Annotated in this window: 8 protein-coding genes; 1 reads left to right on the top strand and 7 read right to left on the bottom strand. The window is 71.2% G+C overall.

Annotated elements, in window-relative coordinates:
• Nucleotides 1-141 precede the first annotated feature (141 nt).
• The gene (locus tag BSZ37_RS16990; protein WP_143537707.1) at nt 142-825 is read left to right on the top strand and encodes an outer membrane beta-barrel protein; all 684 of its coding nucleotides are present in this window, start codon (nt 142-144) and stop codon (nt 823-825) included.
• Nucleotides 826-865: 40 nt separating this feature from the next.
• On the opposite strand, the gene feoB is transcribed toward BSZ37_RS16990, so the two are convergent.
• The 7 genes from feoB to BSZ37_RS17025 all read right to left on the bottom strand — a co-directional run bounded on the left by feoB (nt 866) and on the right by BSZ37_RS17025 (nt 9,962).
• Nucleotides 866-3,139, bottom strand: a complete 2,274-nt coding sequence (feoB, locus tag BSZ37_RS16995; RefSeq protein ID WP_095511699.1) for a ferrous iron transport protein B — start codon at nt 3,137-3,139, stop codon at nt 866-868.
• A 10-nt stretch (nt 3,140-3,149) separates the two neighbouring features.
• Nucleotides 3,150-3,371 carry a FeoA family protein gene (locus BSZ37_RS17000; RefSeq protein WP_095511700.1) on the bottom strand — a complete coding sequence of 74 codons (222 nt, stop codon included), beginning with the start codon at nt 3,369-3,371 and terminating at the stop codon, nt 3,150-3,152.
• A 10-nt stretch (nt 3,372-3,381) separates the two neighbouring features.
• Nucleotides 3,382-3,621 (bottom strand): FeoA family protein, encoded by a 240-nt coding sequence (locus BSZ37_RS17005; protein ID WP_218830543.1) that lies wholly within the window; start codon nt 3,619-3,621, stop codon nt 3,382-3,384.
• Nucleotides 3,622-3,822: 201 nt separating this feature from the next.
• Nucleotides 3,823-5,178: a type II and III secretion system protein gene (locus tag BSZ37_RS17010; RefSeq protein ID WP_095511701.1), complete on the bottom strand. Its 1,356-nt coding sequence runs from the start codon at nt 5,176-5,178 to the stop codon at nt 3,823-3,825.
• Between the two features lie 65 nt (nt 5,179-5,243).
• Nucleotides 5,244-6,311 carry a hypothetical protein gene (locus BSZ37_RS17015; RefSeq protein WP_095511702.1) on the bottom strand — a complete coding sequence of 356 codons (1,068 nt, stop codon included), beginning with the start codon at nt 6,309-6,311 and terminating at the stop codon, nt 5,244-5,246.
• 43 nt (nt 6,312-6,354) lie between these two features.
• Nucleotides 6,355-8,607, bottom strand: a complete 2,253-nt coding sequence (locus BSZ37_RS17020; RefSeq protein WP_095511703.1) for a PilN domain-containing protein — start codon at nt 8,605-8,607, stop codon at nt 6,355-6,357.
• A 62-nt stretch (nt 8,608-8,669) separates the two neighbouring features.
• Nucleotides 8,670-9,962, bottom strand: coding sequence for a type IV pilus twitching motility protein PilT (locus BSZ37_RS17025; RefSeq protein ID WP_095512437.1), 1,293 nt, complete (start codon nt 9,960-9,962; stop codon nt 8,670-8,672).
• Nucleotides 9,963-10,058: the final 96 nt, after the last annotated feature.

Here is a 10,058-nt window from a genome sequence, read left to right on the forward strand (position 1 = left end):
TCGCTCGCGGCGGGCGGCGCTGGAAGCTCGGCTCAAGCAGGGATAGCGATCGGTGCAGGGGACAGTGCATCGCGTCGCGCACGTGACGGCGCGAGGTTTGGCGGCGGCTCTCCGTCCGCCCTCCCTCATCTCCCCTCGCCCATGCGATTGCTCGTTCCCGTGCTCGCCCTCCTCACCGCCCCGCTCGCCGTCGCCCAGCCCGACGACTCCCCGATCCAGGCGGGGGCGGATGCCCTCCTGTTCCAGATCGGCCCGGACTTCGACATCGACTCGTTCACGGGGTCGATCATCTCGTACAAGTGGCATCAGAGCCCGACCCGGGCACGGCGCATCGGGGTCAGCGGGTACTTTGACGTCGGGGTCGAGGACCGTGAGCAGAACACCGGCGTGGCAGGACAGAACCAAGAGGTGAACTTCCAGGTCGCCTCCGTCGGGGCGAACTTCGTCCCCCTGACCTTCCGGCGCGGCGATACGCCGGTGTACCTGTATCACGGCTTCGGTCCGACGGCCACCGTGTTCTTCCGCCGCTACGAGACCGACACCGAATCCGGGAGCGAGCAAACCGGCTCGGGGTCGACCGAGAACCAGGCGGAGGTCCACGCGGGCCTCGCCGGAGTCGTCGGCGTCGAGTGGCCGGTCTCGGAGGCCATCAGCCTGGTCGGAGAGTACGGCGCGTCACTGACAGGCCGGTACTCCCAGTCACGCCGGACGTACCGCTCTCCGCCGGGGGACCCCGAGGGCGCTCAAGCCAGTGATCGCTCCACCCGGCTCGGCGTCGGACTCTCCCAGGCGGGCGCGCGGTTCGGGGTAAGCGTGTACTTCTGATCGGGCGACCCCGTCCACCTCGACATCGAGGCAGGCGGGGTCAGCCGAGGCCGAGGAGCCGGCCGCCCTGGTAGATCGCGAACGAGAACACGTAGGCCAGCGCGAACATGTAGCCCCACATCGCGACGGGCCAGGCCCACGAGTTCAGCTCGCGACGGGCGATCGCGAGCGTGCTCATGCACTGGAGCGCGAACACGAAGAACACCATGAGGCTCACGGCCACGAGCGGCGTGAAGACCGGCGTCCCGTCGGGGTACGTGTCGGCCTTGATGGCCTCGCGGAGCGACAGGCTCTCCTCGTTGGCGTCGGCGCCGGCGCTGTAGATCGTGGCGAGCGCGCTCACGATCACCTCGCGCGCGGCGAACGAGGCGACGATGCCGGCCGAGATCTTCCAGTCGAACCCGAGCGGGGCCATGACGGGCTCCAGCGCTCGACCGAACCGGCCGATGAAGCTGTTCCGGACCTGGTAGCTCGCGATCTCGTCCTCGACGGAGACCGACGAGATGCCCTCCGCGTCGGCCGCCTCGACGGCGCTGTTGGCCGAGGCCTCCTCCGTCGCCTGCAGCGCCGCCCGCTCCTCCGGCTCCACCTCGACCAGCCGCTGGGCCGTCTCGGCCTGGGCCGCCGCGGCGCGCGCCGCCAGCTCCGGCGGGAGGTCCACCTTCGGATAGCTGGCGAGGAACCAGAGCACGATGCTCAGCCCGAAGATGATCTTCCCGGCGCGGACGACGAACACCTTCGCCCGGTCGCGCATCCGGCGCCAGAGGTACCGCGGCTGCGGCATCCGGTACGGCGGGAGCTCCATCACGAAGTTCGACCCCTCGCCCTTGAACACGAACCGCCGCAGGACCCACGCGGCCACGAACGCCATCACCGTCCCGAGCACGTAGAGCGACGTCATCGCGAGGCCCTGGTAGCCGATGATCCCGAAGAGCGAACCGGCCGGGATGAAGGCGGCGATGAACAGGACGTAGACCGGCAGCCGCGCCGAGCAGCCCTGGAGCGGGACCACCATGATGGTGATGATCCGGTCGCGCTCGTCGGCCAGCGTCCGCGCGGCCATGATGCCGGGGATCGCGCAGGCGTACGCCGAGAGCATCGGGACGACGGACGCCCCGCTGAGGCCTACACGCCGCATCGCCCGGTCCATGATGAAGGCCGTCCGAGCCATGTAGCCCGTGTCCTCCATGATGCCGAGGAAGAAGAACAGCAGCAGGATCTGCGGGAGGAACACGATCACGTTGCCCACGCCCGTCAGCGCGCCCTCCACGAGCACGTCCTCCACGATTCCGTCGGGCATCACCGCCCGGAGCCCCTCCCCCGCCGCGCCGACGAGCCACTCGATGAGGTCCATCGCCGGGACCGCCCAGGTGAAGACCGCCTGGAAGATGAGGAGCAGGACGCCCCCGAAGATGAGCGGCCCCCAGATCTTGTGGGTCACGACCGCGTCGATCTTGTCCGAGAGCGTCGCCTCCGTCTGGTCCGACTGGCGGACGACGCGGGCGGCGACGGGGCTGATCCAGCCGTAGCGGCCGGTCATCTCGGCCATCTTGTACGGGACCGGGCGGGCCTCCAGCGCGGCCCGCGCGTCGAGCACGGCCTGGTGGAAGGCCGGGGCGTGGCTCGCCCACGGCTTCAGGAGCGGGTCGGAGGTCAGCGCACCGAGCGCCTCGAAGCGCCGGCGCTCGGCCGGGACGCTCTCCGGGAGTCGTTCGGCGAGCGTCGCCAGCGTCTCGGCGACGGCCGGCATGACGTCCCACGGCACGCCCGAGGCGGGCGGGGGCGGGTCCAGGACGGCCCGCCTCAGGTCGCCGATCCCCTCGCCCACCCGCGCGGCCGTCTCCACGACGGGCACCCCGAGCGTCTGGGAGAGCGCGGCCACGTCCACCTCAATGCCCGCCTCGGCGGCCGCGTCGGTCATGTTGAGCGCGACGACGGTCGGGAGCCCGAGGTCGAGGACCTGGGTCACGAGGTACAGGTTGCGCTCGAGGTTCGTCGCGTCGACGACGCACACGACGACGTCCGGCGCCGGCTCGCCGTCGATCCGCCCCACGAGCGCGTCGAACGCGACCCGCTCGTCGACCGACTTCGGGTTGAGGCTGTACGTCCCGGGGAGGTCGACGACCTCGACCGACTGACCGTTGCCCGTGCCCGCCAGCTTGCCCGACTTCCGCTCGACCGTCACGCCGGGGTAGTTGGCCACCTTCTGCTGGCTCCCCGTCAGCGCGTTGAAGAGCGTCGTCTTGCCGACGTTCGGGTTCCCCGCCAGCGCGACGGTGCGGACGGCGGTGCGGGCCGGAGCAGCGGTCTCCATCGGACGGGGGCTAGGCGGCGGGCGAGACCTCGACGTGGACGGCCTCCTCCTTCCCCACCGACAGGAGGAACCCGCGAACCTTCAGCTCCATCGGGTCGCCGAGCGGCGCGAGGCGGACGACCTCGACGACGGTGCCAGGCACGAGGCCGAGCTCCAGCAGGCGGGCGGGCAGGTCGCCGCGGTAGCCCGTGACGGTCGCGCGGGCGCCCGGAGCGAGCGTGTCGAGCGTCACGGCAAGGACCTCAGCCGGCGTCGGTCGCGAACAGGCCCATGGCCACCTCCCGGCGCAGCGCCACGCGGCTGGCTCCGAGCGCGAGCACGCACTTGTCGCCGGTCGCCATCACGCAGGCGTCGCAGCCCTCACGGATGCCGAGCTCGCGGAGCCGCGCGCACGTCTGTTCGTCGAGCCCCATAAAGCAGAGGCGGACCGTCTTCCCCGCGGGGAAGGACGAGACAGGAGCGGCGAAGTCGGCGGGATCCACCTGGGGCGGGCTTATCTGGACTGCTTCTAATGTACGCCCCCTTCCCACGCCGTGGGCCGTTCACGAGATCCCCGCCGAACCCTCAAACTCTTCCGCGTCCGCCTCGGCCACGCGACCGCCGAGGCGGCCCCACACGAGACCGGCCCGGGGACGCTCGTCGCGTCCCCGGGCCGGCGAGTCCCTGACGTCTGCGGCGGGCCGCTAGCGGTCGCGGACCTCGATGTCGGTGTCGAGAACCGCCTCGGCCGGCTCCGCGCCGAACATCCGGACGCGCTCCTCGGCGTCGCGGCGCTCCTGGTTCAGGAGGCCGCGCGGGAGCTCGCGACCCATCCGCGTGCGGAGGTCGTCGGCCACCCGGGCGCGCAGCACGATGATGATCTCGTTCTGGTTGACCTGGGTCTGGTTGTACGAGAACAGGTACTTGATCAGCGGGATGTCCTTGAGGATCGGGATCCCGCGACGCGTGACGGACTCGTCGGTCGACGTCAGGCCGCCAATCGCGCGCATCTCGCCCGAGAGGAGCGGGAGCTGCGTCGCGATGTCGTCCTTGTTGATCGCGATCCCGTCGCCGGACGGGACGCCCGTCGACTTCTCGACCTTCACGTCGAGGTGGATGAACTCGACCGGGTCCCCCTCCCGCTCGTCGACGATGAGCGTCGGCGTCACGTCGATGATGGTGCCGGTCGAGAAGAACTGCGTGATCGCATTGCCCTGGAAGTCCCGGACGGTGACCGGGATGTCCTGGCCGCTCTGCATCCGGCCCTTCTCGCCGCTCTGGACGACGGTGAACGGCGTGGCGACCGTCTGGCCGTAGCCCTGCTCCTCGAAGTACCGGAACAGCTGGAGGATCTGCGTGAGGCTCACCCGGTCGGACGAGGCCTCGAGGAACCCGTCGAGCGCGTCGAAGAACGACCCGGCGTTGACGAAGAACTCCGTCCGCTCGCTCTGGCCCGAGCCGCTACCTGAGCCGCTGCCCGAGCCGCCTTGGCTCGTGGCCTCGCCGAAGAGGGCCGACCAGTTCGTCCCGACCTCGCGGGCCCGGCGCGTGTTGAGCTGGAAGATCACGGCGTCGATGCGGACCTCGCGCGTGTCGGCCGTCGCGGGGAGGTCGGCCATGGCCTGGCCCGTCTGGACCGGCTGGACGGCCCCCACGTTGGTCGCTGAGGCCCCGTCGGTCGTCGTCGCGACCAGCTGCGGCTCGGCCACGATGAAGTACCCCTCCGACTCGGAGAAGTCCAGGTTGTTGCGGTCGAGGACGAGCTCGAACGCATCGATAAAGTGGACGCCGTTGAGAGCCACGCCGATCGGGTCCGTCCGGTCCTGCGGGTCGACGACGCGCTTGCCCGTGACGCGGTAGAACGTGGGGTTGACGAGCCGGAAGAACTGGTTCATCGGCGTCGTCGCGGGGAACGAGACGAGCTCGTCCGGCGGGACGTAGCCGCGGACGACGCGGTCCTGGGCGTGGGCGGCCGGGGCCAGCGCGGGGGCCGCGAGGAGTGCGGCGAGCAGCGCGAGCACGGGCCCGAAGCGGGCGCGGCGGAGCGAGGTGGAAGTCATGGATCGGGGGGGTCAGGGACTGCGGGGGAGGGCGGCCGGGGCCGCCGGTGAGCCAGGGCTGGGGGCTAGTCGTCTTGGGGCGTCCGGGGCGTGATCTCGGCGCTCTGGTAGGTGCCGGCCTCAATGGCCTCGGGCGTGCCGGGGGCCGGGGGGGGCGCCTCGAGCGTGGGACCGGCCGGGACCGATCCGCGCGACGGCGAGAGCGACTGGCGGCCGAGGGCCTGGCGGTACCGCTCGCCCGTCTCGAGGTCGAGCTCGACGCGCTCGCGGATGCCGCCGCGGTTGAAGTCGACGGTGACGCGGGCCCGTGTCGGGTCCACATTCGCGATCCGGCCGAGGTAGACGCGGTCGCCGGCGCGGAGCTCGCGGAGCTCGCCGTCCCGCTGGAACACCGCGATCCCGCCGATCACGCTCACGAGCGGGTCGGTCTCGGGCTCGACGAGGTCGTCGGTGTTCGGCGGGAGCTGGTCGAGGATGAACGGGAAGAACGGGTTGACGGCCGCGCGGCGGGCCGGGAACGCCTCCGGCGGCGGCACGACGGCGCTGTCGGGCGCCGAGATGTCACGGTTCGTGCTGAAGAAGGCGTCGACCGCCATCGCGAACTCGGCCAGGATCACCTGGCGGCCCGGGGAGCCCGCCTCCGAGTCGGCGCCGACGGTGGTGACCATCTTCTTGACCTGGAGGTCGCGGACCCGGTACATCCCGCGGCTGTTCTCGACGTGCCAGATGAAGGCGAAGAGGCTCTCGAAGTAGGCCTCGCCCGTGATCTGGTAGGTGAAGTACGAGGCCGTCGGGCCGTTCGTCACGCCGGTCAGCGAGAGGTCGAACCGGTTGAAGCCGCGGGCCGAGAGCGCGTTGAGGTACGAGACCACGTCGGCCGACGAGAGGTCGGACGGGAGGATCTTGTAGCGCGTGTTCCAGCGGGCGAGCGTCTGGGCCGCCGACTCGCTCGCCGAGGCCTCCTCGGCGAGGAGCGTCTCGACCTCGGCCGCCGCGTTCTCGAGCGCCTCGATGTCGTTCTGGATGGACTCCAGCTCGACCGGCTGGACCCTTTGGGTCACGTAGTACCCCCCGCCCCCGGCCGCGGCCAGGAAGACGGAGAGGATGAGTGTGTTGAGGACTTCGTTGGACATGACGTCGGGGAGCCGGGGGCTGAGCCGGGGCGGGGAGCTGGGCCTAAAGGGCGGCGCCGCTGGCGGGCGAAGAGGCGGGGACGGACGGGGCCTGCGCCGAGGCGGCCGGGGACGGCGCGCCAGAGGCGTCGAGGCCGTCGAGCGGGGCCGGGCCCAGCACCGGCGGCTCGCCGGCCTGCTCGCGGAGCACGCGGGTCACCTGCGGGAGCTCGGGCGGCTGGGTAAACCGCATCCGGTACTGGTAGACCGGGTACTCGCGGAGTTGCTGGAACGTGACCTCCTCGATCGTCGCCGAGAGCCGCTGGGCCAGCCCGACGACGTTGCCGCGCGTCGTGGCGTAGCCCGAGAGCGCGACGTCGATGCCGGACGGCGTCCACTCCTCGATCCAGACGCCGCCGGTCTGGGCCGCGGCGCGGGTCGTGCGGAGCGTCGTCTGCGTCCACCGGTCGGTGTCGATGAGGAGCGAATCCATCGCGACGAGGGCGGCCGAGAGCGTGGCCTGCCGGTGGCGGAGGCTGTCGATCCGGGCCTCGAGCTGCGGGACCGAGAGCTGGGCCTCGGGTGGGAACTCGGCGAGCCTCTCCTCGGCGTCGGCGATCTGGCCCTCCTGGGAGACGTAGAGGTAGCTGAAGTAGAGGACGCTCAGGAACAGGAGCATCGCCACGACGAGCGTGTGCCAGGCGAACGAGAGGTCGAGCGTCCGCTTCCGCTTGAGGAGCGAGGCCGGGAGGAGGTTCGCGTCCTCGAACGGGCCGTCCTTCTGCTTGACCCGGTGGCCGGCGACCGCGGCCCCCGCCGCGCCGACGAGCATGGGGGCGAGCGGGCCGTAGGGGCCCACGAGGCCGTGCCGCGCCAGCCCTTCGCGGAGCGTCTCGACCCGGGCCTCGGGGTAGAACGCCGAGAAGCCCTGGACGAGCTCCTTCTCCCGTTCCTCGGACACCACGATCACGTTGTGGACCGTGCCGACGCCCTGGACGTCCTGTTGGAGGAGCACGCGCGAGCAGATCGTGTCCGGCCCGTCGAAGGCCGTCACCGACTGCATCGGCTCGTAGTGGTGGAGCTGGCCGCCCGTCAGGAGGAGGACGATCGTGTCCTCGGCCCCGACGCGGACGACGGCCGTGTTCTCGTGCGGCTCCGGGTTCGACGTCAAGCGGACGAGCCCGACCAGGAGCGGGACCTCGGCCTCCAGCGTCTTGACGGCCGCCTTGCGGTGGGCCGCCTGCTCACGGAGCATCTCGATCGACTCCGTGACGGGCTCGCTGCCCGTCGGCGCCACGGCGAGGTAGCGCCGGAGGCCGTCGCGCGGCGTCATCGGGAGGAACTGCGCCCGCGACCGGTCGACGGTCGTGCCGAAGTCGGGGAGCAGCTCCAGGAGCCGCTCGCGCTTGACGGGGGCCGCGGCGGTCTCCTTGAGCCCGTCCGTGTCGTCGGGCTTCACGGTCTTCTTCTTGGCCTTCTTGGCCTTCTTCTCGGGCGGCACCGAGATCTCACCGTAGGCGACGTCGGGGGCGTCGACGGTGAACGCGAGGGCGGGCCGTGCGAAGCCGGCGCTGGCGCACTCCTCGAGGATGTCGCGGAGCTCGATGATGATCGGCTGGACCTGCTGGGCCACGTCGCCCGCCGTCGCCGTCGAGTCGAACGCGGCGTCGGTCACGACGCCCATCCCCGCGAACTCGGCCGAGAAGTCGATCTCGCCGGACCCGCCGAACTGGATCGACGGGTCGTCGGCGCCGACCTCCAGCGTGGCCTCCTCGAGTTCGACGCCATCGGGCGTCATCGGGCCCTGGCCGTACTGGCTCTCGGCCCGGTTCCGCACAAACTGGCGGAGCGGCTCGTAGGAGTCGCCGGAGGGCCGGACGAGGACGCCGTAGACGTGCTTCGGCGTGACGTGGACGCCGAGGACCAGCCCGTCCTTCGAGCGGGGCTTCTTGGCGGTCTTCTTGGCCGCCCCCTTGCCCGAGCCGGAGCTCCCGCGCTCGTCCGTCTCGGAGAACGAGACGTCGAGGGAGCCGTCGTCGGCGCCGTCACCCGAAGGCTCGACGGGGAGCCCGCCGAGGTCGCCCTCGTCGAAGGGGACGTCGCCGTAGGCGCCGCCGCCGAGGAACACGCCGTCCTCGGCCAGCTCGGCGCCGAGCGCGCCGTCGCCGGGCGACTCGTCGCCCTCGACGGCCTTCGGCCGGAGGCTGTCGGTGCCGTAGGCGGGCGGCTGGAAGCCGCCGGCCTCGGGGCCCTCGTCGTCGAACCCGTTGGAGTCGAACCCGTCGGGGTCGTCGGGGAAGATGAAGTTGTCGCTCATGGGAGGCGGGGTCGGTCGGCGTGGGGCCGGGCGCGGGCGGGCTCCGAGGGGGCACCTCGGGGCTACGCCGTCTGCATCAGCTGCTGGAAGCGGCGCTTGTTGTTGGCGTACTGGAGGCCGATATCGGGCGTGATCTTCCGCTCGCGGACGAGCCGGAACAGGTCCTGCTCCAGGGTGATCATCCCCTGGCGCCCGCCCTCCCAGATCATCTGGTAGATCTCGCCCGTGTTGTTGTTGTGGATGGCGGCCTTGACGGAGGCCGTCACCCAGAGGACCTCCTTGGCGAGGACCCGGCCGCCGCCGATCTTCGGCGGCAGCTTCTGCGAGACGACGAGGTTCAGCACGTCGGCCAGGCGGCTCCGGACGCGCTCCTGCTCGTAGGGCGGGTACTCGGCCACGATGCGGTCGAGGCTCTCGACCGCGCTCGCCGTGTGGAGCGTCGAGAACACCTTGTGGCCCGTGTCCGCCGCCTCGATGGCCGCGTCGATGGTCTCGGGGTCGCGCATCTCCCCGATCATGATGATGTCGGGGTCCTGGCGGAGCGCCTGGCTCACGCCGACCTTGAACGACGGGACGTCGGGCCCGACCTCGCGGTGCCGGATGATGCAGCGCTGTGGGTTGTGGACGTACTCGAGCGGCTTGGCGATGATGACGATGTGGCCGTCGAAGTCCTGGTTGTTCGCGTCGATGATGGCATCGAGCGTCGTCGACTTGCCCGAGCCCGTGACGCCCGTCACGAGGGCGAGGCCCGAGCGGACGTTCGAGAACAGGACGCCCTTCTGGATGACCGGGTGGAACCCGAGCCCGTCGAGCGGGCGGACCTCCTCGTTGATGGCGCGGAGACAGACGCCGAGGTGCTGGTTGTCGTAGTAGGCCGTGCAGCGGAACCGCTTGCGCATGCCGTCCTCGGCGTCGAGCTGGTACGAGAAGTCGGCGGACTGGACCTCCCAGAGGTCGTCCTGATTCCGCTCCGAGAGGAGGTTGAGGATGAGGATGTCGACCTCGTCGTTCGAGGCCACGCCGAGCTCGAAGTGCGGCGTCTTGTCACCGTCGACGCGGTACCAGACACGCCCCAGCGTGGCCGGCCCGCCCATGTCGAGGTCCGACGCGCCCATCGGGTGCATCTTCGCGACGTACTGCTCGACGAAGCCTCGGAGCTGCTCGCGGTGGTCGACGGAGAGCCGGCCGATCTGCTCGGCGTAGAACCGGAGCCGGTCCTCGCCCGCCAGGAGCTTCGGCGCGCTCCGCGCGAGCTGGCGGACGAACGGCGGGATCCGGTGGAACCCGTCGGCGTCGAGGTCGGCGAAGCCGGGGCTCGTCGCGGGGCCGGTCGCAGCGGGAGCCGGCGGGGGCATGACGACGGACGTCGCGGCCTCTACCACCTCGGCCGGCGAGATCGGCGGGGCCGGCGGGGGCGTCGGCACCGCCGATCTCGCCGGCCGAGGTGGTAG

The organism is Rubrivirga marina, from assembly GCF_002283365.1.
GTDB classification, from domain to species: domain Bacteria; phylum Bacteroidota; class Rhodothermia; order Rhodothermales; family Rubricoccaceae; genus Rubrivirga; species Rubrivirga marina.

Bases quoted from the DNA above. Each gene is read 5' to 3' on its own strand.
- BSZ37_RS17010 (WP_095511701.1), bottom strand. From the start codon at position 5,178: ATGACTTCCACCTCGCTCCGCCGCGCCCGCTTCGGGCCCGTGCTCGCG.
- BSZ37_RS17020 (WP_095511703.1), bottom strand. From the start codon at position 8,607: ATGAGCGACAACTTCATCTTCCCCGACGACCCCGACGGGTTCGACTCC.
- BSZ37_RS17025 (WP_095512437.1), bottom strand. From the start codon at position 9,962: ATGCCCCCGCCGGCTCCCGCTGCGACCGGCCCCGCGACGAGCCCCGGC.
- feoB (WP_095511699.1), bottom strand. From the start codon at position 3,139: ATGGAGACCGCTGCTCCGGCCCGCACCGCCGTCCGCACCGTCGCGCTG.
- BSZ37_RS16990 (WP_143537707.1), top strand. From the start codon at position 142: ATGCGATTGCTCGTTCCCGTGCTCGCCCTCCTCACCGCCCCGCTCGCC.
- BSZ37_RS17015 (WP_095511702.1), bottom strand. From the start codon at position 6,311: ATGTCCAACGAAGTCCTCAACACACTCATCCTCTCCGTCTTCCTGGCC.